The sequence below is a fragment of the Halobacillus sp. Marseille-P3879 genome, from assembly GCF_900240285.1.
GTDB lineage: Bacteria > Bacillota > Bacilli > Bacillales > Halobacillaceae > Halobacillus_A.
Window position 1 is genome coordinate 1,151,523 of sequence record NZ_OESS01000002.1, and the last position, 25,108, is coordinate 1,176,630.

Consider the following 25,108-nt stretch of genomic DNA (forward strand, 5'->3'; position numbering starts at 1 on the left):
CCTTATGAGGTATTGTGGGGAAAAGGTAGAGGGGGATTTTTCTACCTTCATAGTTATTGTCTTATAATATAAAACCCATTGCTTCCATAGGGGAGGCTGGTTATCCTGAAGATTGCGGGGGGGGAGTATGTTAGAATTAACCCGGTACGCTGACCGAGCCATGTATGTGGATCTGTTTTAGCTTCTCATAGCTGGCGACACGGTTTCGGCCTCTTTGTTTGGCTGACAGTAATCGGAATACTTCTTCCTTGTATGTAATGCTTGCTTTTACCTTGTTCCCATGTATCACCACTAACACACTCCTCCTCTGTTAAATCAATCTCCGGCAGGCGTAAAAAGCTGACTCCGTTTGTTAGAAAGACAGGATGGTCTCCCATAAGTAATGGATAGAGAGCTACAATAGAAGCGAGGATAACAAATCCGATTATATCTATTTTGTACGCAGCAATTGGAAAGAAATTAAATACAGGGAGAGTGGCCAAACTGTCAGCCAGATTCCATAAATAAAGAGCTTCTTTTGCTTTGAAATCAATAGAGCCTCATTCTTTCTCTTTATGCATATTTTAGAAATTTCAAATAATTATAATAATACCACACCCCTTCTTTCTATTCAAAATATTTCCTAATATCGGAAATGAAATATAGAGATCCCGATATAACCAGGACATCATCCCTAGTCAAGTTATTTAAAATAGTTTTCAGGGCCTCCTGTTGATCATCGATAACAATACTAGGAGTGATCGGTGAAAGTTCGGCTATTTCCCTCGGGTGCAGAGCTTTTGGAAAGGAAAAGGTCGTAAACCATGCTCCGCTGATAATGGGTTCATACTCCCTTAGCATTTCTGTTACAGGTTTATCCTGGACAGCAGCATACAACAGGTATATTTTCTTATCTGGATAATGCGCTTTTAGTGTGTTTGTTAAAGCAACGGTTCCTTCACGATTATGGGCCCCATCCAGGATCACGGTTGGTTCTTCTTGAACGACTTCAAATCGCGCAGGCCAACTAGTAGAACTGATAGCACTTTGATAAAATTCTCTTTGAATTAAATAACCCAATTTCTTCAGCATCTCTATTGAAGCCAATGCAAGACCTGCATTATATATCTGATGTATCCCTTTCATTTGCGTATACAATTTAGCAGAGGAGTAGTCAGCTGATTGAAAATAAAACGATTCTCCTCTGGTCGTGCTCTCATCGTGAATAACCTTAAAATCTTTTCCTTCTGTTAAAAGATCAGCGTCCTGACTGAGGCATTCTTTTCTAATTACATTTAGGGCATCTACCTGCTTAACGCAAGTGAGAACGGGTTTTTCCTTTTTAATAATCCCGGCTTTTTGATAGGCAATCTCTTCATAAGACTCCCCGAGCAAGGATGTATGGTCCTTTCCAATATTTGTAATTATACTAAGGATAGGATCAACGATATTAGTTGAATCATAACGGCCGCCTAGTCCTGTCTCAAAAATAACAAAATCAATTCCACGTTCTTTAAAATATAAGAAAGCCATTGCAGTGATAACTTCAAACTCTGTTGGTTCTCCCCAAACCGTTTTTCCCAGTTCTTCGGCCAGAGGTTTTACAGTTAAAACGAGTTCTATCAATTCATAATCGGAAATTGGTTCTCCATTTATACTAATCCTTTCATTAAACCGAACAATATAGGGTGAAGTAAAGGTCCCAACAGAATACTCTTGTTCCTGTAATAAATTTCTTAAAAAAGACACGGTAGAGCCCTTCCCATTCGTTCCTGCCACATGTATGGCATTTAAATGGTGTTCTGGGTGCTCCATCTTATTCATCATCCATTCCATACGCTTTAAGCCAGGCTTCACTTTAAACTTCTCTCTAGTATGTATCCAGTGTAATGCATCATTATATTCCATGGACTCGACCTCCTTATTTCATAAAAGAGGAGAGTATTCCAAAAGCCGAATACCCTCCAAATTAGTTTTAAGCCTTTAATTCTTTCATTCTTGCTTCTACCTTTGCCCGTTTATCTAAATAATCATTTTCTTTCTTTCGTTCTTCGTCGACTACATGCTGAGGAGCTTTACTCACAAAGCCTTCATTAGCCAGTTTCTTCTGAACTCGAGCAACCTCTTTATCCCATTTTTCCCATTCTTTCTCTAATCGTTTAATTTCATCACTAATATTGATTAACCCTGCAAGTGGTAAATATAATTCGGCACCAGTCACGACAGCAGACATCGCTTTCTCAGGAGCCTGAAGGTCTACAGAGATTGTTAATTCACTAGGGTTACAAAACCGTTCTAAATAGCTTCGGTTATTTTCAAGTTCAGCAGCAACATCTTGATCTTTAGCTTGAATCAACAATTGAATTTCTTTTGACATAGGTGTATCTACTTCTGCACGGATGTTACGGACTGAACGAATAATCGACACCAATCGTTCCATTTCACTTACTGCCTGCTCATTGTGGAACTCTTTTCTTACGGCTGGCCATGAAGCCCGGGTAATCGATTCTCCTTTATGAGGCAGATGCTGCCAGATCTCCTCCGTAATGAACGGCATAAATGGATGAAGCATTCTCATTGTCTGATCTAGTGTATAAGCTAAAATGGAGCGAGTAGTATGAATACGCTGCTCATCTTCTCCATAGAGCGGAAGTTTTGCCATCTCTATATACCAGTCACAGAACTCATCCCAGATAAAGTTATATAAATGACGCCCCGCTTCCCCAAACTCATAGCGGTCGATGTTCTTTGTCACCTGTTCAATCGTCTGGTTTAAACGCGTTAAAATCCAATCATCAGCTACTGATTTTTCACCAGACAAATCGATATCATCATACTTAATATCACCCATGTTCATCAACGCAAAACGAGAAGCGTTCCAAATTTTGTTCGCAAAGTTCCATGTGGATTCTACTTTTTCCCACTGGAAACGCAAATCCTGACCGGGTGAAGACCCTGTGGAAAGAAAATAGCGTAAGGAGTCCGCACCGTATTTCTCGATAACATCCATAGGGTCTACGCCATTTCCTAACGATTTACTCATCTTTCTGCCTTCTGCGTCTCGTACCAATCCATGAATAAGCACATCTTCAAATGGGCGGCGATCAGTAAACTCGATAGATTGAAAAATCATACGGCTTACCCAAAAGAATATAATGTCATAACCTGTCACAAGTACATTGGTAGGGAAATAACGTTTAAAATCATCATTCGACTCATCAGGCCACCCCATTGTAGAGAACGGCCATAAAGCTGACGAGAACCACGTATCTAATACATCCTCATCTTGTTCCCAGTTTTCTGTGTCTGCTGGTGCTTCCTTCCCTACATAAAGTTCTCCTGTTTCTTTATGGTACCAGGCTGGAATACGGTGACCCCACCATAGTTGACGTGATATACACCAGTCACGAATGTTATCCATCCAGTTCAAGTAGGTTTTCTCAAAACGATCGGGAACAAAGCTGACCTTATCATCGGTGGATTGGAGGTCGATTGCCTGTTTAGCCAAAGGCTCCATGTTTACAAACCATTGTGTTGATAAATAAGGTTCTACAACAGCCCCGCTTCGCTCTGAATGTCCTACTGAATGTACGTGCTCTTCAATGTCAAAAAGGACACCACTTTCTTGAAGATCATTTACGATTTGTTTTCGGCACTCAAATCGATCCATGTCTTTATATTTTCCAGCATTCTCATTCATAGTCCCGTCTTCATTCATCACCAGCACACGCTCCAGGTCGTGGCGATTACCGATTTCAAAGTCATTGGGATCATGAGCAGGTGTAATCTTAACCGCTCCGGAGCCAAATTCCATATCAACATAGTCATCAGCAACGATATCAATTTCACGTCCTATAATAGGCAGGATGGCTTTTTTGCCGATTAAGTGCTTATACCTTTCATCTTTCGGATGTACAGCCACTGCCGTATCACCAAGCATTGTTTCCGGACGAGTAGTAGCGACTTCAATCGCACCTTCCTCATCTTTCAGTGGGTAGCGCATATGGTAAAAGGCGCCTTGAACATCTTTATACTCGACTTCAATATCGGAAAGAGCTGTTTTAGTGGAAGGATCCCAGTTAATAATGTATTCCCCACGATAAATAAGATCTCGTTCATATAGCTTCACGAAAACCTCTTTCACCGCTTCTGAAAGTCCTTCATCAAGAGTGAATCTTTCCCGGGAATAATCGAGGCCGAGGCCAAGCTTTTCCCATTGAGTACGGATAAACTGTGCATACTCTTTTTTCCATTCCCATGATTTATCAAGAAAAGCTTCTCTTCCAAGATCGTAACGCGAGGTCCCCTGTTCCTTTAATTTTGCTTCTACTTTAGCTTGAGTGGCGATTCCTGCATGATCCATACCAGGAAGCCAGAGTACATCGTACCCCTGCATTCTTTTAACGCGTGTGAGAATATCCTGAAGGGTTGTATCCCAGGCATGCCCCAAATGCAGTCTTCCTGTTACATTGGGCGGCGGAATTACGACCGTATAGGGTTCTTTGTTCTCATCCTGCTCAGCTTCAAAAAACTTTCCATCAATCCAGTATTTGTAGCGATCCTTCTCTACAGTAGAAGGGTCATATTTGGTCGGCATCGAAACATTTTTATCTTCCATCAATTTTCCTCCTTCATAATTCATAGCTAAAAAAACAAAAAATCCTTTTCGTCCCTAAAAAGGACGAAAAGGATTGCTTTTCCGTGGTACCACCTTTATTTGCAAATCGATATATTTGCACACTTCATAACAGATAACGGCTTCTAACCGGCCCCTTTTACTCTTCTTTCAAAGGAACTGCATCCCGGGCGACCTTCCATTAAACTGAATTCCGGAAAACTCTCACCAACTGTCTTCCTCTCTGAAGGATAGCTTAATGTACTCTTCCCATTCACGGCATTTCACATATAGTCATTAATATTCATATTGTATATAGAATGTATGGTTGAAGTCAACTATTTATAAAAATAAATGGAGAGGAGGAAAATAAATGAGCCGCATGTACCGCTACCGCCTGCCACCGTGGTGCCGTCACTGGCTGTATGTTATTGAGAAAGCTACTGTGCCGATATGCATTTACCAGCTTATCCGCACACTCATCTTCCCCACTACAATCGACGTCTTTCTTCTCGGATTATGCATTGGTTTACATTTAGCATTCCGATTTAAATGGATTTAATTCGGAATATACACAATTTGACCAGGTGCTACTTCATCCTCAACTTGATTGACTTTTTCTAATTGCTTAACAGGTACTTCATATCGCTCAGCAATCATTTCAATCGTTTCATCTTCTTGAACAATATACATTTTCATTTGAGAATACGTTTCATCTCTATTTGGAAAAAGGTGCTGAAATATTTGTTTAAATCCATTCACGGATGGGGGTGAATCCTCTTGCCCTCCCTCCGTTACGTCTATATCTTCATAAAACTCGGCATCTTGCTCCTGATTTTGTTCCACTTCTTCTGCATTATGATTTTCTTCCAGTTGAGGCTGAAAGAATTCAGAAAAGGACTGAGTGTGTTGTTTTCTACTGCTCTCGTCTAGTTCCTCTGTTTCTTCTTCTCTCATTTCTCCAGGAGTTTCGGTTTCTTGCTGCACTTCGTCTTTATAATGAACCGGACCGATTGTTATCACTTCATTGTCTCTTTGTTCAGGTTCTTTATTCTTCTCCTGAAGGATCCCATTCATATTCAATTGAGCATGAAGTGTTAAATTATTGGGTTCTGGAAGCTCGTAATCAAAGCCCTCAATATCAATAACCACTTCATCCATACTTAAAACGCGCTCTTTTGAAACTGTAATTTCCACAGGAAAAGAATGGGTAAATTCAGATACCCCTTCTTCTTCAGCGTCGTCAACATCAAGTACCCGGCCAACGGGCGGAGTTTCTGCATTACGGTAGGGTTCAACTGTATCATCCGCTACATATTCTCCATACAGCTCAACTGTTCCATGCAGTCTTACCTCACTGCCTAAATCAGTGATAGAAATATTAGGCTCCAGGGAGATACCAATTAATTCACTTACCCCCTGTCCTTCCTTAAACCAAAGCGATTCATCTAAATAAAATGAAAATTCCTGATTATTCTGCATTTCAAATGTCCCCTCCCTAATTAATCAACAAAGCCACCTATTACCACTCTATGCAGCAGTTTCTTTGATATACATAGGAAAGAAGATTACATAGAAAAAAGGCATAGCCAAATGACTACGCCTTCTCATTAGTTTATAGTGTTCTAAATACTGCATCAACAGCCTGGATTGTTTTTTCAATGTCCTCATCTGTATGGGCTGTTGAAAGAAACAAACCTTCAAACTGTGAAGGAGGAAGAAAGATCCCTTGGTCAATCATGCCTCGATAGTAAGCAGCAAAACGTTCTAGATCAGACTGTCCAGCCGTTTCAAAGTTCTCTACCGGACCTTCATTAAAGAAAACACCAACCATAGATCCAGCACGGTTAATTGTTAAAGGAACGGAATGTTCTTCAGCAGCCGCCTCAAAACCTTCTATTAAACGATCCACTTTTTTGCTAATACTGCTATACGCCGACTCATCCATCGCCTTAAGAGTTTCATAACCCGCTGTCATAGCTAGTGGATTTCCAGAAAGTGTACCAGCCTGGTAGATATCTCCAACAGGGGCAACACGCTCCATTATTTCGCGTTTACCTCCATAAGCTCCAACCGGAAGTCCACCTCCTATCACTTTTCCTAAACAAGTCATATCAGGAGTGACGCCAAAGTGACCTTGTGCACAGTGATAACCTACTCTAAACCCCGTCATAACTTCGTCAAAGATAAGAACAGTTCCATTTTCTTCAGTGAGCTGACGAAGCTCAGCGAGAAAACTTTCTTTAGGCGGCACAACTCCCATGTTTCCAGACACTGGCTCAATAATGACAGCCGCCAAATCATCTCCAAACTCATCGAATACATATTTTACACTTTCTAAGTCGTTATATGGCACTGTGATGGTATTTTGAGCTATAGACTCAGGTACACCAGGGGAATCTGGAAGGCCGAGCGTTGCCACACCAGAACCTGCTTTAATCAGCAGGGAATCACCATGACCATGATAGTTTCCTTCAAATTTCAGAATTTTATTTCTACCCGTATAACCTCGCGCTACACGAAGTGCACTCATGGTAGCTTCTGTGCCAGAGTTAACCATTCTAAGCATTTCTATCGATGGTACACGATCGATAACCAGGTTAGCCAGATCATTTTCCAGAGTCGTAGGAGCACCAAAACTGGTCCCTAATGCTGCAGCTTCTTTTAACGCCTCTACTACCCTGTCATCTGCATGCCCCAAAATAAGCGGGCCCCAGCTTAAGACATAATCAATGTACTCATTGCCATCAATATCGGTTATTTTAGAGCCTTTCCCTTTTTCCATAAAAATGGGGTCCATATCAACCGATTTGAATGCTCTTACTGGAGAGTTCACGCCACCAGGCATTAAATTCACAGCTTCTTTATAAGCTTCAACTGAACGATCAATTTTTTTCATAAATGAAACACCCTTCCTTACTGATCTAAATAGCGAGCTGCATCTTTGGCAAAATACGTGATAATTAAGTCAGCCCCTGCCCGTTTCATGGAGGTCAGCTTTTCCATTACGATTTCCTCTTCGTTTACCCACCCATTAGCTGCGGCAGCTTTAACCATCGAGTATTCACCACTGACGTTGTAGGCTACAAGGGGGAGGTTAAATCGGTCCTTCACTTCGCGCATAATATCAAGATAAGATAAAGCCGGTTTGACAATCAAAAAATCGGCTCCTTCCATTACATCGGACTCCGCTTCACGGATGGCTTCTATCCGATTAGCAGGATCCATTTGATACGCACGCCGATCTCCAAACTGCGGGGAGCTGTGAGCCGCATCCCGGAACGGTCCGTAATACGCCGATGCATACTTAACGGCATAAGACATCACTGGAATATGACTATACCCAGCTTCATCCAGCCCCTGTCTGATTGCTGCCACAAACCCGTCCATCATGTTTGAAGGAGCAATGATATCAGCTCCTGCTTCCGCCTGACTTACAGCAGTTTTGGCAAGCAACTCTAATGAATCATCATTGGCAATATCACCATCACGAACAATTCCGCAATGTCCGTGATCAGTGTATTGGCATAAGCACGTGTCAGCTACTACTGTTAACGAAGGGTGAGCTTCTTTAATGTGGCGAATAGCTCTTTGAACAATTCCATGCTCATTATAAGCTTCACTCCCTAACTCATCCTTCTCCTCCGGCACGCCAAATACAATCACAGACCTGATTCCCAGCTGTACCAGTTCAGTCATCTCTTCTGATAAGTGGTCTAAGGAAACATGATGTACTCCGGGCATGGACTTAACAGGGTTTCTAATATTTTCTCCTTCAACGACAAAAATAGGATAAATTAAGTCTTCCTTTTGTAACCTTGTTTCACGCACTAAAGACCTCATCGATTCGGTTCGCCGTAAGCGTCGATGCCGCTTAAATTGTAAATCTTTCATGTCATTAACCCTCTTTCAAAAAGTAATCAACCATTTGCTGTACCATTTCTTCAACAATAAATATCGAAGGAAAATAAACTTTTTCAAATCCAAGTTCAGCGGCTTTCTCAGCTGTCGTTGATCCTATACAAAAACACGGTATTTCTAAAACCGATTCTTTGCATTCTTTAGTAATGTTAGTAAATGCCTGCACTGTAGAAGGACTTGTAAAAGTTAAAGCATCAAGAGAAGAGAGGTGTGGAGTAACGGTCTCTGACTCTTTTAATAGTAGGGTATCATAGACGGTTATTGATTGAAAAAGAATCCCCTTTTTAACAAAGATATCAGAAATTGTGTCCCGCGAAAGATTCCCGCGTACATAGAGAACCTTACCTGGAGCAGAATCGGCAGTAACAAATTCTTTTGCCATATGGTCACCATCGTATGTAGAGGGATAAAAGTTAACTTTTAAGCCCTTTTTTTCGGCAGCCTCTTTTGTTTTCGTTCCAACCACAGCTATTTTACAATGTTCTGGAAAATTTATTATTCCACAACGATCCAGCCACTTCAAAAAAAACTTCACGCCATTGGAGCTTGTAAAAAACACCCAGTTATAGTCGTGAAGTTTAGATAAGATACGTACATTTTCTTTAGACTCATGTAATTGAAAATCGATAAGAGGTATGTGAACAGAATGAGCACCAGCCCGTTCCAATTGATTAATGAGAGCCCCGGCTTGAGACAAAGGCCTTGTTACCAGGACCTTTTTGCCTTTTAATGGCCTCATTATTCACCATACTCCTCTTTTGCCTTCTCCACGATTTCCACCGCTCCACGTTCCTTCAGAAGATCAGCAGCTTGTTTACCTACCGCGATCGGGTCCTTTCCTTTCACTGTTTCATGTAGAATAGCTGAACCATCCGGCTTCCCAACTAAAGCTGTCAATGTAATTTCTTCACCTTTAAGGGTAGCATACCCGCCAATCGGCACCTGACAGCCTCCGTTTAAATCATGAAGAAATTTCCGTTCGCAGGCTACCGTAATATCCGTATATTCGTCATTTATTTTTTTCAGATAGTCGATAAGTTCCTTATCATTCTCGCGGCATTGAATAGCAAGAGCCCCTTGTCCAACTGCGGGCACACACACGTCCGGCTCTAAATATTCAGTTACAAGCTCGCTGCTCCAGCCCATCCGCTTCAAACCGGCAGCTGCCAGTATAATTGCATCGAAGTCTTCTTCTTTAAGCTTACGTAATCTCGTATCAATATTACCTCTAATCCATTGAATCTCGAGATCAGGCCTAAATGCTTTTATCTGAGCCCCTCTGCGCAGGCTGCTCGTACCGACTACCGCACCCTCTTTGAGATCCTTTAAGCTAACGTGATCGTTTGAAATAAAGGCATCTCTGTGATCTTCACGCACAGGGACTGAAGCGACCATCAGTCCGTCAGCCACAACAGCAGGCATGTCCTTCATACTGTGGACCGCCATATCTATTTCTTTGTCGTACATAGCTTGTTCAATCTCTTTTATGAATAAACCCTTTCCGCCTACTTTAGAAAGCTGAACATCTAGAATACGGTCCCCTTTAGTGGAAATTCGTTTGATTTCAAAATCATAAGATGGATCAACCTGCTTCAATTGTTCAATCACCCATTCCGTCTGGGTAATCGCTAAATTACTTTTCCGTGAACCTATAACGATCTTACGCAATGAAAGTCCTCCTCAAGTTAAAAGTGAAAATTTGATAATGAGCCAAATAGAAAGAAATTAATGAGTAGAAATAGAAAAGCTGCACTATTGAAAATAGCAATCGCTCTTCCCTGGTAGCCTTTAACAACCCGCAGGAATAAGTAGACTCCATATACAATCAGTACAAGGATGGAACCCAGCGTTTTAGAATCATACCAGTAAAAACTGTCTTCGGACACATACCCCCATGTTACTCCCAGAATTAATCCAATTAATAAGAGAGGCATGGCTAGTACTATCGCTATATATGAGAAGTGATCTAACTTGGTAAGATCCCCTAGCCGAAATAATTTTGCGTTCCATTTCTTTTGTTTCAACAGTCGATACTGCAGCAGATACATAATTGAAAATATAAAAGACAGAGTGAAAAAACCGTAGGAAATAAGAGCAAGTGTAATGTGGACAACGAGCATTTCGTGTACCAAAGCCACACCTTGATCATCCAGTACACTTTGAGCCCGGGTTGATATGTGAATAAGCATAACAAAGAACCCAAGCAAATTGGTAAAGAACACAAGAAAATCCACCTTGAACAATCGGTTAATCACTAAGGAAAACGTTACAAGGATCCAGGCATAAAAATACAGTCCATCATATATATTCATTATGGGAAAGTTCCTGTTTATAAAAACCTGCACGAATAAAAAAAGGGTTTGTAAACCCCAGACCAAACTAAGTAACCAGAAGGCAGCTTGATTGGCCTTCCGGTTATTTTGTATAAAATCAATAAAGTATCCAATTAAACTAAGACCATATAGCAAGAGGACTAATTCATACACCCATTTGAGATCAAACATGGCTGACTCCACCCTTAAGAATTCACTATCTTGCTAAGTGTGGGGAAGGAAATAGATTCTTCTTCATTTGACTTTACGGTACTCTCGTTTTTTTTCTCCTGCTTTTGGGATTCCTTTTCCACTTGTTCCTTAATTCCGAAGATTTGAGTAAATAACCGCAAGGATTCTTCAGCATCCGATTTCGCACTCAATTCCTTCGCTTGAAGAATTGGCTCTTTAAGCATTTGGTTAATAATGCTCTTCGTGTGCTTTCGAAGCACTTTCTTTTCCCGCTCTGTCAAATCAGGCATTTTTCGCTCAATACTTTCCATCGTTTCCGCCTGAATATTTAATGCTTTTTCGCGTAGAGCTGAAATTACTGGTACCACTCCTATGGTTTGGAGCCATTCCTTGAATTCAACGATTTCCGCTTCGATCATTAAACTGATCTCTTCAGCTGCCTGCTTTCTAACCGCAAGGTTTGCATCAACAATTCCTTGTAAATCATCGATATCATATAAGAACACGCTTTCCAGATTTTCCATCGATGGATCAAGATCTCTAGGAACAGCAATATCAACAAAGAACAGCGGCTTTCCTTTACGGCTTTTGTGAATCGGCTCCATTTGCTCTTTCGTGAGGACATAGTCTGCAGCCCCTGTAGAACTGATGACAATATCAGCATCTTTTAAAACACCCTCAAGGTTTTCCATGGTGACCGCTTGTCCATTAAACTGCTGAGCTACCACTTGCGCTTTTGCCAATGTGCGATTCATTACAGTAACCTTTTTCACACCTGACCCGTGCAAATTCCTGGCCGCAAGCTCACCCATCTTTCCTGCCCCGATAATAACGATGTGTTTATGAACTAAATCACCAAAGATCTTACGGGCTAATTCAACAGCTGCATAACTGACTGATACTGCATTTTCTCCGATCCCAGTATCTTTATGAGCTTTTTTAGCCATCGTTACTGCCTGCTTAAACAGCTGGTTAAATATTGTGCCTGTGGCTTTAACTTCCTGGGCCTGTTGAAAAACCTGCTTAATCTGACCAAGTATTTGGGTTTCACCAAGCACCATGGAATCAAGTCCAGACGTTACACGGAATAAATGCTCAATCGCTCCATCCGCTTCATATACAGTGAGAAACGGAGAAAAGTCTTCCTTCTCCATCTCAAACCAATCTGCTAAGAATTGTTTAATGTAGTAACGTCCAGTATGAAGCTGATCTACCACTGCATATATCTCCGTACGGTTGCAGGTAGAAATAATAACATTTTCCAGAACACTCTTCTGGCTGTTCAAATGCTTCATCGCCTCTGAGAGCTGCTCTTCTGAGAAAGTAAGCTTTTCCCGAATTTCCACAGGGGCTGTTTTAAAGTTTAGGCCGATTGTTATGATATGCATTCCATCCACCCCTATCTAAAACGTTCCTATCTAATCACATATCACTCATTATAACATGGAAGATCATTATTCTAAGAGAAAAATATGAACAGATTTCGAATTTCTTATGTTAGGATATATTTATCTTATCTTGTTACAAATACTTTAACCATTTTCAGATTAGAACGAGTCTAAATTATAACCCGTTTGTAATATATCAAATCCTGACAAAATGCGCAAGACAAGTACTCGATAGTATGTAAGTCTGGAGGACGATTTTTAATGAAAAAACAAAACGTATTTGCCGGTTATCTCATCATCGGCCTGGGAATATATTTCCTCCTTCGCCAATTAAATATACCCTATTTTGCTTCTTTTTACTCGTGGCCCACCATCTTAATCATTATAGGAGCAGCGTTTCTCCTTCATTCCTTCACATCTAAGGACTATTCAAACGTCATTCCCGGGACTATTATCTTCGGGCTTGGAGTTCACTTTCACGGCAAAGATCATTACCCCTTTTGGATTGACCACTGGGCGATTTACCCTTTAATTGTAGGGCTTGCTTTTCTTTTAAAATACACTAAAACAAAATCCGGACTTCTACCCACAATCCTGCTGCTTGGCTTGGCCGGATTTGGACTGTTTTCCACATCTAATCCGGGATGGTTTAGTTTCCTTTATACTATTATTAACTGGATTGAACAATTCTGGCCGGTTGTACTTATTGTATTAGGAATTTATTTATTTAAAAAACGATAATCAAACCAGCCGTGCACGGCTGGTTTTTATCTCTTCTTATACATGCATCTTTTAATTTGTTTCTCATTAATTTTAATTATTTTCCCATTGAAAAACACCACCCAAGGAGGAGTGGTGTCGGATTAGAATTGCATATAAGATAACATCGTGCTCCATGCTTTGTCTTTACCTTCGCCCGTTTCTGCAGAGAAAGGAATCAATTGATCTTCTTCCTCCATCTGCAGGGTAGATGATATTAGCTGCAGCTGTTTATTTCGCTGACCCTTTTTAATTTTATCAAGCTTGGTCGCAATAACCATAACCGGCAGCTCAAAGTGCTTAAGAAAATCATACATCATACAATCATCTTCGGTTGGCTTATGCCGGATATCTATTACCAGTGCTGTTGCACAGAGTTGTTCACGTCCGGCAAAATACTCTTCCATCATTTGACCCCATTTGGCACGTTCCTTTTTGGAGACCTTCGCATAGCCATAACCCGGTACATCTACAAAATGAAACTTCTCGTTAATTCTGTAAAAGTTTAATGTCTGGGTTTTACCCGGCTTTGACGAAGTCCTTGCCAGGTTTTTCCTTTGAATCATTTTATTAATAAACGATGATTTTCCTACATTGGACCTGCCTGCAAGAGCAATTTCTGGAATCGGATCGCCTGGATACTGCTTCTTACTTGCTGCACTTATTATAATCTCTGCATGATTAACCTTCATAACTTCTCTCCGTCAATGCTTGGTCAAGCACTTCATCCAGGTGTTTAACCGGGATAAAGGTAAGACCTTCACGTACGCTTTCAGGAATGTCCTCAAGATCCTTTTCATTTTCAGATGGGATAATAATCTTCGATAACCCTGCCCGGTGAGCACTCAAAGATTTTTCTTTTAAGCCGCCAATTGGAAGGACACGCCCGCGTAATGTAATCTCTCCAGTCATTCCTACCTCTTTTTTCACAGCTCTTCCAGTCAGAGCTGATACTAATGCAGTAGCCATTGTTATTCCTGCAGACGGACCGTCTTTTGGAGTAGCACCTTCAGGGACGTGAATATGAATATCATTCTTTTCTGCAAAATCATGATCAATCTTTAAGTCATCAGACCTTGAACGAATGTAACTAAATGCAGCTTGTGCTGATTCCTTCATAACATCTCCCAGTTTTCCTGTAAGTGTCAGGTTTCCTTTTCCGGGATAAATAGAAACTTCAATGGAAAGCGTATCGCCACCAGCAGAAGTGTAAGCTAACCCTGTTGCGGCACCGACTTGGTCTTCAAGCTCCGCCTGACCATAACGGAACTTCGGACGACCTAGAAGTTCTTCTAGCTGCTTCTCAGTAACAACTACTCTTTTCTTCTGTCCTGACACGATAATCTTGGCTGCTTTTCTGCACACCCCAGCTAATTCGCGTTCTAAATTACGAACTCCTGCTTCACGCGTATACATACGAATCAGTTTCAGCAATGCTTCATCTTTAAATTGCACTTTGCTTTTCGTTAATCCATTTTCTTTAATTTGCTTAGGAAGCAGATGCTCTTTAGCAATATGAAGTTTTTCTACTTCTGTGTATCCGGCAATGGAAATAACCTCCATACGGTCTAAGAGCGGACCTGGTATGGATGTCATCGTATTTGCTGTAGCAACAAACATCACGTTAGAGAGATCATAGTGTTCTTCGATGAAATGATCACTAAATGTGCTATTCTGCTCTGGATCTAAAACTTCAAGCATGGCAGATGATGGATCTCCGCGAAAATCACTTGCCATTTTATCGATTTCATCTAGAAGAAAAACAGGATTAATGGTCTCGGCGCGTTTCATTCCTTGAATAATACGGCCGGGCATGGCTCCAATATAAGTTCTCCTATGTCCGCGAATCTCTGCTTCATCACGAATCCCGCCCAGTGAAATACGAACAAATTTGCGATTAATTGCCCTGGCAATGGACTTGGCTAATGACGTTTTACCCACTCCCGGGGGACCTACCAGACAAAGGATCGGGCCTTTAATGGACTGAGTCAGCTGTTGTACAGCTAAGTATTCTAATACACGTTCTTTCACCTTTTCGAGGCCGTAATGATCTTCATCAAGGATCGTTTCAGCATGATTGACATCCAAATTGTCTTCAGTCTCCTGTGACCATGGCAGCGACACCAGCCACTCAATATAATTACGGATGACTGAGCTTTCTGCAGAACTTTGCGGAACTTTTTCATATCGGCCGAGCTCTTTTTCAGCGACTTTTTGAACCCGTTCCGGCATTTCTGATTCTTCAATTTTTTCACGAAGTTCACTGACTTCTCCCGATTTTCCGTCTTTATCGCCTAGTTCGTTTTGTATAGCTTTCATTTGCTCTCGCAAGTAGTATTCCTTTTGAGTTTTCTCCATCGACTTTTTCACGCGCTGCCCAATTTTTTGTTCGATTTGGAGAACATCTCTTTCATTGCCGATCAGTTCGATTAAATGCTTCAACCTTTGCTTCACATTAGATGTTTCAAGAACTTTTTGTTTATCTTTTATTTTAATGGGCAGGTGGGAGGTTATCTGATCAGCTAAGTGACCAGGAGAATCTACATCTGCCACTGTATTGTACGTTTCTTTGCTTACTTTTTTTGATACTTTGACATATTGTTCAAATTGACTCAGAAGCGTGCGCATTAGAGCTTCTTCTTCCTTGTGATCATCATGAATGTCCTCTAACTTTTGTACATCAGCTTCGTAGTATTCTTCACCTTCTTGTATGTGATCAACGCTTGCTCTATAAAGTCCTTCCACAAGGACACGGTTTGTTCCATTTGGAAGCTTTACCATCTGCTTCACACGGGCTACCGTACCGATCTCATACATATCACTAACAGTTGGGTCATCGATATTTACTTCTTTTTGGGAAACAAGAAAAATTTGATTATCATCAATCATAGCTTGTTCTAAAGCGTTCACAGATTTATCACGACCTACATCAAGGTGCAGTACCATCGAAGGGTACACTAATAGACCTCTAAGAGGAAGGAGGGGGAGCTTGATACTATGTTTTTCAGACAAATTGTGCACCTCCAAATAATGCTAATTGTAAGTTAATCATATAGAAATCTTATGAGAAAGTAAAACGTAAGGAATAGGCAGAAAGCCCGCGTTCTTCTTTCTAAAGCTTAATTTTATTATAAACACCCAACAGTATAATCATGCTAAAAAGAAATTATGTAGGGCAAAAGCTTTCCAAGCTTTAAAGGTTACTATCCCAAGGTAATGTGTTTAAGTTTCCTAAAATCACAACAGAAACCGCGCTACAAAAAATTCGCAGCGCGGTTTATTAAAATAAAGATTGTATTTACCTAAAACAATGCTTTATTAAGCACTTTCTTTAGGAGTTTCTTTATTCTCATCTTCCACTGTTCCATCCGTTAGGATTAACTTAGGATAACTGCTCTCTTCTTTAACGGTATCCTTCGTAATAATACATTTTTCAATATCATCACGGGACGGCAGTTCATACATAACATCAAGCATGATGCCTTCAATAATTGAACGAAGTCCACGAGCTCCAGTCTTACGCTCAATTGCCAGACGTGCAATCTCACGAAGGGCTTCTTCTTCAAATTCGAGTTCCACATGATCAATCTGAAGAAGTTTCTGGTATTGTTTTACAAGAGCGTTCTTAGGTGCTGTCAAGATCTCTACCAGTGCTTCTTCATCTAATTGTTCAAGGCTTCCGATTACCGGGAGACGACCGATAAATTCAGGAATAAGACCATAACTTAACAAGTCTTCAGGTAAAACTTTTGTTAAAAGCTCACTCTTCTCAGCATCAACATCGGTCTGTCCTGCACCGAAACCAATTACTTTCTTTCCAAGACGGCGTTTAATGATTTGTTCAATCCCATCAAACGCTCCGCCTACGATAAATAAAACATTGGTTGTATCAATCTGTATAAATTCCTGATGAGGATGCTTTCTTCCGCCTTGTGGAGGAACGCTTGCCTGGGTACCTTCTAGAATTTTCAGCAAGGCCTGCTGAACACCTTCCCCTGATACATCCCGGGTAATTGAAGGGTTCTCAGATTTACGTGCAACTTTGTCAATCTCATCGATATAAATAATACCTTTTTCCGCTTTCTCCACGTCATAATCTGCTGCCTGAATAAGTTTAAGAAGAATATTCTCCACGTCTTCTCCAACATAACCAGCTTCAGTTAAGGAGGTAGCGTCTGCTATAGCAAAAGGAACATTTAATATACGTGCAAGAGTCTGAGCGAGAAGCGTCTTACCGCTCCCTGTTGGCCCAAGCATAAGAATATTACTCTTAGCAAGTTCAACGTCATCGCTTTTCACCCCGGCATTAATACGCTTATAGTGGTTATAAACCGCCACTGATAAATTCTTTTTCGCCTGATCCTGCCCAATTACATAATCATTCAAGATGCCGCGGATCTCCTGTGGTTTTGGAACTTCTTTAAATTCCACTTCTTCTTCATTACCCAGCTCTTCTTCCACGATTTCAGTACACAATTCAATACATTCATCACATATATAAACGCCAGGTCCAGCTACTAACTTACGAACTTGTTCTTGACTTTTTCCGCAAAATGAGCATTTAAGCTGTCCCTTTTCTTCATTAAATTTAAACATACCATTCACCCCTTTATAAAATGACGCAATAGCTGCGACTGTGTAATAACCCTGGATGCTGTGCATTCGTGTCTTTTGCCCATCATACCAGATTAATTAAAAACAAAAAAGCAATACCTATATAGAGGTGTGCGATTACTATTACATCAACCTCATTATGTAGACATATCGACTATAAGTCAAACGATAGGTACATCATTAGTATATGTAAAAACAAGACACATTCATTCACCTTACATAAAGAATGAAAAATATAGGAGAAGACAAGGAGCTTTTTCTGGCCCCTTGCCTTCTAAACAAATTATTCAGCTTTACTATTTTCATCCAGTACATCAATCGCTTTACGCACTTTAAGATCTTCTTTAACCATGTCTGTATTACCGCCAAGCATTTGCGTCAGCTGCGCAACATCAGTCTGGTACATAGAAGCCATGTTTTCAAGCTCAGAATTAACGTCTTCCTCAGTTGCTTCTACGTTTTCTGCTTCAGCAATTGCTTCAAGAGTCAGGTTGGTTTTAACGCGCTTACTTGCATCTTCCTGCATTTGTTCGCGTAAAGCATCTTCGTCTTGACCCGTAAACTGGAAGTACATGTCTTTAGTCATGCCCTGCATTTGAAGGCGTTGTTCAAATTCACTAACCATGCGGTCAAGTTCTGTATCAACCATTGCCTGTGGTATTTCAACTTCAGCATTTTCAGAAGCTTTCTGCACAAGTGTATCACGCTTTTGGTTTTCAGCATCAGTTTTCTTCTGTTCTTCTAAACGGTCACGTGTTTTCTTTTTAAGCTCGTCTAAAGATTCAACTTCTTCGTCGACATCTTTCGCAAACTCATCATCTAGCTCCGGAAGTTCTTTTCCTTTAATTTCATGAATTTTAACTTTAAATGTTGCCTCTTTACCAGCAAGATCCTCAGCGTGGTATTCTTCAGGGAACGTAACCTGTACATCGGCTTCTTCTCCGGCAGCCTTACCAACAAGCTGTTCTTCAAACCCTGGAATGAACGACCCGGATCCGATTTCAAGAGAATAGTTATCGGCTTGGCCGCCTTCGAATGCTTCACCATCTACAAAGCCTTCAAAATCCATAACTACTGTATCGCCATCTTCAACCGTTCCTTCTTCTTTAACCACTAACTCAGCCTGGCGTTCCTGCTGTTGTTTCAATTCATTTTCAACATCTTCTTCAGTTACTTCAGTGCTCTGCTCTTCATAAGTAAGACCTTTGTAATCTCCTAGCTTCACTTCAGGTTTAACGGTTACGTCGGCAGTAAACACAAGAGGTTGTCCTTTTTCAATTTGCTGTACATCGACTTCAGGACGATCAACCGGTTCAATACCAGTTTCTTCAACAGCATCAGAGTACGCTTTTGGCAGTACGATATCGATCGCATCCTGATAAAGAGATTCTACACCAAAACGTTGTTCAAACAGCTTACGAGGTACTTTCCCCTTACGGAACCCAGGTACCTGTACCTGTTTAACAACCTTTTTAAAAGCTTCATCTAAAGCTTTGTTGAAATCTTCAGAAGGCACTTCTACTGTAAGTGTCCCCTGATTACCTTCTTTTTTTTCCCACTTTGCTGACATAAAAAATTCCCTCCAACATCTATAATTTCCTGCTCGCCTAAATAGCGATCCATAATTGTTTCTATGATTCTATTTCCAACGAATCTCATATGCAACCACTACATTATAACATAATGAACCGTGCTTTCAACAATTGTCCTACAGCTGCAAATAAAAACTTCATTTGAAAATATTTTACTGACCAACCAAAATCATATAATGCTGCTCACATAACTGAATTTCTTCCTTGTATTTGTTTACCTCTGGATGACTGTCTTGCTCTTCATAAGGCAGTTGTAAATATTCATGACCGAGCTGCTTTAGCGCTTTTACTATATAATTGACTTCTTCTTCGGAAGGGAAAAGCGGATAACGTACATAGCAGTAATGATCCAGTAAATCATGAATGACCTGAAACATAGTCGGATTATTTTGTTCAACTGCACCAAGTCTCATTTTGATCTGTTGTATTATATAATCTGATTGAAAACTATTCAGCTGAGATGGAGTGACTTCCAGTTTGTGACCAAATTTAATAATAGTAACTGATTCAGTACAACCTTCTTCCCTTAACCACAAGATTAAACCTGTTTTGATTATAGGATGTATGTCCTTATCTTCAAGACATTCTTTAAAATATTCCAGGTTTTCAGGAAGAGGCTGCTTTCTTAACTGGTTAACAGCTACCCATTGCTTCTGCAAATCACCTTTTTCAAAAGACTTCTTCAATTCATCTACTAATCGATCACTTTCTTTCTTATGTACGTCCTGCAATAATTTTTTGGCCACTTCATACATCTGCCATAACTGTGTTCTATTTTGGTGAGGTATATCTTCAGTCTCGAAGACTTCATCCAGTAGATCAATTAATTCCTGATAACGGTTGGATTGGAAAAGTATAGTGATATAAATATGTAAATACTGATAATAATACTCTTCTTCTTTTTTCATTTGTTCCTGACATAATTCTTCCGCTTCAGAGTATTTTCCAAGCTCAATCCAACTCATCAGTAACCCTGTAATTACTTCGTGACCAGCTACTCCGTGTTCGAGAAGCAGCTCAAAGCTTTCTGCTGAATCCTTAAATCTTTTTTCTTTTATTGCTTCAAAGCCAGTGTTTTCAAGTGTAGATTTCCATTTGGGGAATAATACTATATCCCCGTTTTGTTTTTCCATAAGACACCCTTCCCATAATAACCATACTCACCTATACATTCTTTCCAATTTCCTTCACTTTAAAACGACAAAATTATTTAGAATAAATTCATAATAAACACCCTTAATGTCCAACAGAGCTTCGAACGCTATTAACGTACCTCCCCCTAAATAAATATAGAGAAGAGGCGTCCGATTCGGCGCCTCTTTTTTGTCTTGTTTAAGCAGGTATGTATTGCAGCAAGTATAGCATACAATCCTTTGTAAATCACTTTCGCTATATTTTATTCCAACATCGTGGGAATGAGCCGCTGAGAGGTTAAGAGCATTGTTGATAAGGCTACACTGATAATGGTTATAACCGACAAGATAAAGGTATCCGCTGAAAATAAGTATCCCCCAGCTGCAATTACCGCTAAATCAATGAAGAGAATAACAAACCCTACATTTATTTTAAATAAATTTGCTATTATTTGAGCCAGCAGATCTGTTCCGCCAGTACTGGTCTGATGACGGAGCATATAGCCGATCCCTCCTCCTACTAACACCCCTCCTATAATAGAACTGACAGCAGGATCTAACGGAAAATGGTAGTTCCTAATAGAACTTAACCAGTCGATTAAGAAAGAAGAGACTAACAAACCATGTAGACTATTATAAAAATATGACCGAAAAGAAAACCATGCCAGAGCAAATATTGGAACACTTATACAAATAATCGTAAATCCCACTTTAATATTCCAAATGTAATTTGCTATTAAACCAAGTCCGATTACCCCTCCATCTAATATTTGATCAGGAATTAAAAACAAATTAATCCCAATGGACAGCAGTAAACTTCCTATTAATATAGCTAATGTCTTTTTAAGCAGGGTTTTCATAAGCATTCCCCTTACAACGTCTCTTCTTACACTATATGCACAGAGACAGAATAAATGAGACATGCTCTTTAGATGATCTTTCCTACCAATTCATAATTGACGCTCCAAAGCACTTTCTCCCTTGAAGAAATTTCTTAACTTTTGTCATTACTCCTTTCACCTATACCTTATAGGGGATAGGCTGGCATCTCGAGGAATGAGCGGTCTTCACTGCATACAATAAAAAAGCGCTGAACTATCACTATAAAAAGTTCAGCGCCTTTAAATGCAGGAGGACTTACCAAATATTTAATTCCAACTTTTAAGAGAAAGCCACATCTTTTTGATTTTCCGCTCAATTGGCTTGTTAGAGTGATGCTCCTGCTTCTGCCACTCATTATAACTGGCGATAGTTATTAGCAGGATCCCTGCAGTCAGCAGATAAACCCACCATGGTACGTTTCCCCAATAAGGACGAGTCTGGTAAATCACATTAAAGATTAAGACTCCCATTCCCACAAAAAAATAAGATTTAACTTTATACTGCATACCGAGAATCATAGAAAGCAGAGATAAACCACCTATCATCCAGGCATCCCAAATAGTGTGGCTTTGAATGGCATCGACTAATAAATAGACCGCAACCATTAAAACGACTGCAAATTGAATATGGTACATTGTAATATAAATTGCCTGCCATAAATACTTCTTTATCCAAAAGAATATTACCAGGAGAGGTAATACTTGAAGCTCAGCTTCTATCAAATCAGGTACCCAGGCTCGATAATCCATCAAAATCATAAGGTAAACTCCATAACTGCATACCGTACCCGCAGTATAAAAAGCTTTTTGGGCAATGGTTGATTTCCACCTGCCGGCATTCCAGAAAAACCAAATACCTAGACCAATTAAAGGCAGGATGCGAACCCAGATTAAGTTATCAAATAAAGTGTAAGTAATTAAATACGCAATATAGCCGAGCGCTGTCCATGAATACGCGTCCACTCTTTCTTTTGGGCCAATTAAATACTTATGAAAAATCCTTCCAGCCTGAAGGAGAATTATTATACAACTAAAAAGCAGAATGATTAGATAAATTCTATCCAGTAAGTGACTTACTCTCTCCCACAAACCAAGAGTAAGAAGCAAAGGGGCAAAGCGAACTACGGACCACTCTCTAATATGAAGAAAGAAAAGAATGATAAGTACGTAGCCCAGAACAGGAATGGTTTCCATAACCATCCACTCCCCATCCTTGCTGAGAATTGACAGGAGTCCAATAATTGAAAATGGTATCACATACCATTCTATCCGTTTCTTCCAAGCTTGAGGAAGACTTATCCATAACACAGCAATAACAAAGCTCGTAATAAGAAAAGCATATTCCTCATCTGCTTGAGACCAAACGTCATAATATCCGGGTCCGGAATAAAATAAAAGGGCCATGACTGTTAATCCTGTATAAATCATCAGTTTAATCTGCCATTCATTTACGGCCCTGATTGCGCTGAATAGATACACGCTTAAAGGAATTAGCAAAATAACAGGATGCACTTTGGCTGCACTTAAATGCTCCAGCATAAACAAGGCAATGATAAGCGGCTGTACGGTATGCCCCAGCCAATAAAAGTACGGATACATATCTCTCCATTTTCTGCACCCGAGTTCTGCTGCCAGCAATAAAAACACAGGTGCAAAAATAAGATAAACAAGAAAACTTTCAAAAGAATCTATCGGAAGAGGATTCAGCAAAGAAATGTAGAAAGCTAAAGATGTCAGTGAGACAATACACCACATAAATGACTGTTTAAGATATTGGACGAACCAGAACGTAACCCCAATTCCTATCAGCAGTATTAGCGGACGTACGATTACACCATCAACACCTGGCGAATGAAGCAGTAAAACCATTGCCAGAATGTAAGCACACTGCCCCGTATAGAATACCGCTTGCGCCAGCTTCAACTTATCTCTACGCCTCCAAAATAAATGAAGACAAAGCAGCATTAAACCTATAATGGATAAATGAAAGGGCTGTGAAAATACCCTCTCATAAGCAGGCTCCCATGTTACCACTGGGTTATACCAAAGCCATCCTGCCATTAATAAAGTAATAGAATGCGTCCAAGCCGCAGCGTCTTGTATATCCTTTTGATTTATTTCTCTCACAAAACCAGCAATAATACCAATAATCAGAAACATACAAGCACTATAACCGTATAATTCTGAATAGAGAGCATACCAGACCGATCCAGCAGCGATTAACAGTGAGACATAAAAAGAGCTCTCCTGTATGATTTTAATCCAAGGATTAACAGTCCAAAGCCCTATATAAACAAGAGACAGACACGCCCCGGCAAACATAAAGAAAAACAAAGGTCCAATGTTAACTAATGTCCATAACTGCCATAAAAAGACAAAGAGAAACACCGGCGCGCCGTATACAAAAGCTGTAAATTTAGTAATATTAGCAAGTACAAGGTAATTAGAAGCAATGACAGCATAAGCTGCAAGCAATTGCCAGGAACTCTCTTCCCCTCTTAAAGCTATACTTTCATAGCTTATATAAACAAATGCCAAAAACGAAACTATTCCGCTTGTATACCTAAAGACTTTATCGATATTACTATGCTTTCTAAACACATATGAAAAAACTAAATAAACCAGGCCAACTAGTCCATAAAGAACCAATCCAGCCGAGTGAAGCATTGTATGCTCTATCAGCATATAAACCGCATAAGAGATCATAACGGAAAAAACAAACTGGTATTCTTTCTGTTGATAAACAAATACCATCGCCATATAAATGGCTGCCGTTATGATCAAATTAAAACTATAAAAAACCTCGCTTTCAAAGAATAACAGCATCAGCAGTGTAGAAATCACGAGATTCAACTGCCCGTATAACGGCAGTTCCTCCATAAATAACTTTAACTTCTTCGCATCCTTATATCGCACGTAGCCAAAGACCAGGGCACCATTAAATAACATAAGGAGCAAGTAAAAGACATCTACAGACACCGGAAGCGCTCCGGCTACACAACCTGCCGACAATGTTAAAAACAAAAAAGAAATCCATACAAATAAACGTGAATTGTGGGCTAAACCATGACGAATATAGAGAGGTAATGGGAGAAGAGCCCCCGTTAAGCCTAAAAGAAACCTTCCCTTTCCAAATAAAGAAAAATAACTTCCCAGCAGTTCAAAGTAGCCAATCGTAAGAATTCCAATCGGTATAAATAAGCTGCCTAAAGTCAAAAAGGCAAATGCGGTTTGTTTAATTTTAAGAATTCTACCTGAAATATAACTTAATCCAAAGAAAAGCAAGGAAACACCAGTAATCGCGAATACTTTCATACCTGGCCCCATTTGAGCCCACTGACTAGTTGCAACAATTAAGCCGGTAATCAGTAAAAGAGACACCCCTAAAATAAGCGACCACGTAATATTCCTCTCCCGAATCTCCTCCGTTGATTTTATTCTTTTCTCTTTTTTAGGGACTTTGGGAACTGGCTTCTCTTTAAGCTCCCATTCTTCGATTTTCACTTCATCAGTTTCTGCCTTCAGAGACTGACTGACCTTACTATCATATATGTACAATTGATTAGCTTCTTTTAAACTTTTATACTCCTGCTGGGATATGTAGCCGTTATTCCAAAGTTGGGTAAGCTTTTCTTCAAAAATTTTATCTTTCTTTTCTTCTGAAATATATCCCATTCTCTCCCCCCTTATGTTGAATTACTACTATATTTCCTCTACACCAA

The 25,108-nt window shown here is 40.1% G+C and carries 19 protein-coding genes and 1 other annotated feature; of the genes, 2 read left to right on the plus strand and 17 right to left on the minus strand.

Annotation, left to right across the window (positions count from 1 at the left end):
* Positions 1–136: 136 nt before the first annotated feature.
* The 3 genes from C1A12_RS21125 to C1A12_RS13775 form a co-directional block, all read right to left on the minus strand.
* Positions 137–292, minus strand: a complete 156-nt coding sequence (locus C1A12_RS21125; RefSeq protein WP_159462194.1) for a hypothetical protein — start codon at positions 290–292, stop codon at positions 137–139.
* A 314-nt stretch (positions 293–606) separates the two neighbouring features.
* Entirely contained in the window at positions 607–1,887 is a 1,281-nt protein-coding gene (locus C1A12_RS13770) for a folylpolyglutamate synthase/dihydrofolate synthase family protein (RefSeq protein WP_101844471.1), read from the minus strand.
* A gap of 67 nt (positions 1,888–1,954) precedes the next feature.
* Positions 1,955–4,597, minus strand: a complete 2,643-nt coding sequence (locus C1A12_RS13775) for a valine--tRNA ligase (RefSeq protein WP_101844473.1) — start codon at positions 4,595–4,597, stop codon at positions 1,955–1,957.
* A gap of 56 nt (positions 4,598–4,653) precedes the next feature.
* Positions 4,654–4,881: a binding site (T-box leader), on the minus strand.
* Between the two features lie 86 nt (positions 4,882–4,967).
* On the opposite strand from C1A12_RS13775, the gene C1A12_RS13780 reads away from it, so the two are divergent.
* Positions 4,968–5,156, plus strand: a complete 189-nt coding sequence (locus C1A12_RS13780) for a hypothetical protein (protein ID WP_101844475.1) — start codon at positions 4,968–4,970, stop codon at positions 5,154–5,156.
* Here C1A12_RS13780 and C1A12_RS13785 read toward each other — a convergent pair.
* The 7 genes from C1A12_RS13785 to hemA form a co-directional block, all read right to left on the minus strand.
* The gene (locus C1A12_RS13785) at positions 5,153–6,076 is read right to left on the minus strand and encodes a LysM peptidoglycan-binding domain-containing protein (protein ID WP_101844477.1); all 924 of its coding nucleotides are present in this window, start codon (positions 6,074–6,076) and stop codon (positions 5,153–5,155) included. The two genes, C1A12_RS13780 and C1A12_RS13785, sit on opposite strands and share 4 nt — an antisense overlap.
* A 133-nt stretch (positions 6,077–6,209) precedes the next feature.
* Positions 6,210–7,493, minus strand: a complete 1,284-nt coding sequence (gene hemL, locus C1A12_RS13790; RefSeq protein ID WP_101844479.1) for a glutamate-1-semialdehyde 2,1-aminomutase — start codon at positions 7,491–7,493, stop codon at positions 6,210–6,212.
* A gap of 17 nt (positions 7,494–7,510) precedes the next feature.
* On the minus strand, positions 7,511–8,488 hold the full coding sequence (hemB, locus tag C1A12_RS13795; RefSeq protein ID WP_101844481.1) for a porphobilinogen synthase: 978 nt from the start codon (positions 8,486–8,488) through the stop codon (positions 7,511–7,513).
* A gap of 4 nt (positions 8,489–8,492) precedes the next feature.
* The gene (locus C1A12_RS13800) at positions 8,493–9,254 is read right to left on the minus strand and encodes a uroporphyrinogen-III synthase (RefSeq protein ID WP_101844483.1); all 762 of its coding nucleotides are present in this window, start codon (positions 9,252–9,254) and stop codon (positions 8,493–8,495) included.
* The gene (gene hemC / locus C1A12_RS13805) at positions 9,254–10,183 is read right to left on the minus strand and encodes a hydroxymethylbilane synthase (protein WP_101844485.1); all 930 of its coding nucleotides are present in this window, start codon (positions 10,181–10,183) and stop codon (positions 9,254–9,256) included. Before hemC ends, C1A12_RS13800 begins: the two co-directional genes overlap by 1 nt.
* Before the next feature lie 17 nt (positions 10,184–10,200).
* Positions 10,201–11,019, minus strand: a complete 819-nt coding sequence (locus C1A12_RS13810) for a cytochrome c biogenesis protein (protein ID WP_101844487.1) — start codon at positions 11,017–11,019, stop codon at positions 10,201–10,203.
* A gap of 14 nt (positions 11,020–11,033) precedes the next feature.
* On the minus strand, positions 11,034–12,407 hold the full coding sequence (gene hemA, locus C1A12_RS13815) for a glutamyl-tRNA reductase (RefSeq protein WP_101844489.1): 1,374 nt from the start codon (positions 12,405–12,407) through the stop codon (positions 11,034–11,036).
* 261 nt (positions 12,408–12,668) lie between these two features.
* Between hemA and C1A12_RS13820 the strand changes: the two genes are divergently transcribed.
* On the plus strand, positions 12,669–13,148 hold the full coding sequence (locus C1A12_RS13820; RefSeq protein ID WP_101844491.1) for a LiaI-LiaF-like domain-containing protein: 480 nt from the start codon (positions 12,669–12,671) through the stop codon (positions 13,146–13,148).
* Between the two features lie 122 nt (positions 13,149–13,270).
* On the opposite strand, the gene yihA is transcribed toward C1A12_RS13820, so the two are convergent.
* From yihA to C1A12_RS13855, 7 genes are all read right to left on the minus strand, one after another.
* Positions 13,271–13,858: a ribosome biogenesis GTP-binding protein YihA/YsxC gene (yihA, locus tag C1A12_RS13825; protein WP_101844493.1), complete on the minus strand. Its 588-nt coding sequence runs from the start codon at positions 13,856–13,858 to the stop codon at positions 13,271–13,273.
* Positions 13,848–16,112 carry an endopeptidase La gene (gene lon, locus C1A12_RS13830; protein WP_373420470.1) on the minus strand — a complete coding sequence of 755 codons (2,265 nt, stop codon included), beginning with the start codon at positions 16,110–16,112 and terminating at the stop codon, positions 13,848–13,850. The genes yihA and lon overlap by 11 nt, the downstream gene beginning before the upstream one ends.
* A gap of 372 nt (positions 16,113–16,484) precedes the next feature.
* On the minus strand, positions 16,485–17,762 hold the full coding sequence (gene clpX, locus C1A12_RS13835; RefSeq protein WP_101844497.1) for an ATP-dependent protease ATP-binding subunit ClpX: 1,278 nt from the start codon (positions 17,760–17,762) through the stop codon (positions 16,485–16,487).
* A gap of 301 nt (positions 17,763–18,063) precedes the next feature.
* The gene (gene tig / locus C1A12_RS13840; protein WP_101844499.1) at positions 18,064–19,350 is read right to left on the minus strand and encodes a trigger factor; all 1,287 of its coding nucleotides are present in this window, start codon (positions 19,348–19,350) and stop codon (positions 18,064–18,066) included.
* A gap of 174 nt (positions 19,351–19,524) precedes the next feature.
* Positions 19,525–20,505 (minus strand): hypothetical protein, encoded by a 981-nt coding sequence (locus C1A12_RS13845; RefSeq protein ID WP_101844501.1) that lies wholly within the window; start codon positions 20,503–20,505, stop codon positions 19,525–19,527.
* Between the two features lie 263 nt (positions 20,506–20,768).
* The gene (locus tag C1A12_RS13850) at positions 20,769–21,365 is read right to left on the minus strand and encodes a YitT family protein (RefSeq protein ID WP_101844503.1); all 597 of its coding nucleotides are present in this window, start codon (positions 21,363–21,365) and stop codon (positions 20,769–20,771) included.
* A gap of 288 nt (positions 21,366–21,653) precedes the next feature.
* Positions 21,654–25,061 (minus strand): hypothetical protein, encoded by a 3,408-nt coding sequence (locus C1A12_RS13855; RefSeq protein ID WP_101844505.1) that lies wholly within the window; start codon positions 25,059–25,061, stop codon positions 21,654–21,656.
* Positions 25,062–25,108: the final 47 nt, after the last annotated feature.

Coding starts and splice junctions, on each gene's coding strand:
- C1A12_RS13780 (WP_101844475.1), top strand. CDS start 4,968: ATGAGCCGCATGTACCGCTACCGCCTGCCACCGTGGTGCCGTCACTGG.
- C1A12_RS13820 (WP_101844491.1), top strand. CDS start 12,669: ATGAAAAAACAAAACGTATTTGCCGGTTATCTCATCATCGGCCTGGGA.
- C1A12_RS13770 (WP_101844471.1), bottom strand. CDS start 1,887: ATGGAATATAATGATGCATTACACTGGATACATACTAGAGAGAAGTTT.
- C1A12_RS13775 (WP_101844473.1), bottom strand. CDS start 4,597: ATGGAAGATAAAAATGTTTCGATGCCGACCAAATATGACCCTTCTACT.
- tig (WP_101844499.1), bottom strand. CDS start 19,350: ATGTCAGCAAAGTGGGAAAAAAAAGAAGGTAATCAGGGGACACTTACA.
- yihA (WP_101844493.1), bottom strand. CDS start 13,858: ATGAAGGTTAATCATGCAGAGATTATAATAAGTGCAGCAAGTAAGAAG.
- clpX (WP_101844497.1), bottom strand. CDS start 17,762: ATGTTTAAATTTAATGAAGAAAAGGGACAGCTTAAATGCTCATTTTGC.
- lon (WP_373420470.1), bottom strand. CDS start 16,112: ATGGTACTGCACCTTGATGTAGGTCGTGATAAATCTGTGAACGCTTTA.
- hemL (WP_101844479.1), bottom strand. CDS start 7,493: ATGAAAAAAATTGATCGTTCAGTTGAAGCTTATAAAGAAGCTGTGAAT.
- hemA (WP_101844489.1), bottom strand. CDS start 12,407: ATGCATATCATAACAATCGGCCTAAACTTTAAAACAGCCCCTGTGGAA.
- C1A12_RS13845 (WP_101844501.1), bottom strand. CDS start 20,505: ATGGAAAAACAAAACGGGGATATAGTATTATTCCCCAAATGGAAATCT.
- hemB (WP_101844481.1), bottom strand. CDS start 8,488: ATGAAAGATTTACAATTTAAGCGGCATCGACGCTTACGGCGAACCGAA.
- C1A12_RS13800 (WP_101844483.1), bottom strand. CDS start 9,254: ATGAGGCCATTAAAAGGCAAAAAGGTCCTGGTAACAAGGCCTTTGTCT.
- C1A12_RS13810 (WP_101844487.1), bottom strand. CDS start 11,019: ATGTTTGATCTCAAATGGGTGTATGAATTAGTCCTCTTGCTATATGGT.
- C1A12_RS13850 (WP_101844503.1), bottom strand. CDS start 21,365: ATGAAAACCCTGCTTAAAAAGACATTAGCTATATTAATAGGAAGTTTA.
- C1A12_RS13855 (WP_101844505.1), bottom strand. CDS start 25,061: ATGGGATATATTTCAGAAGAAAAGAAAGATAAAATTTTTGAAGAAAAG.
- C1A12_RS13785 (WP_101844477.1), bottom strand. CDS start 6,076: ATGCAGAATAATCAGGAATTTTCATTTTATTTAGATGAATCGCTTTGG.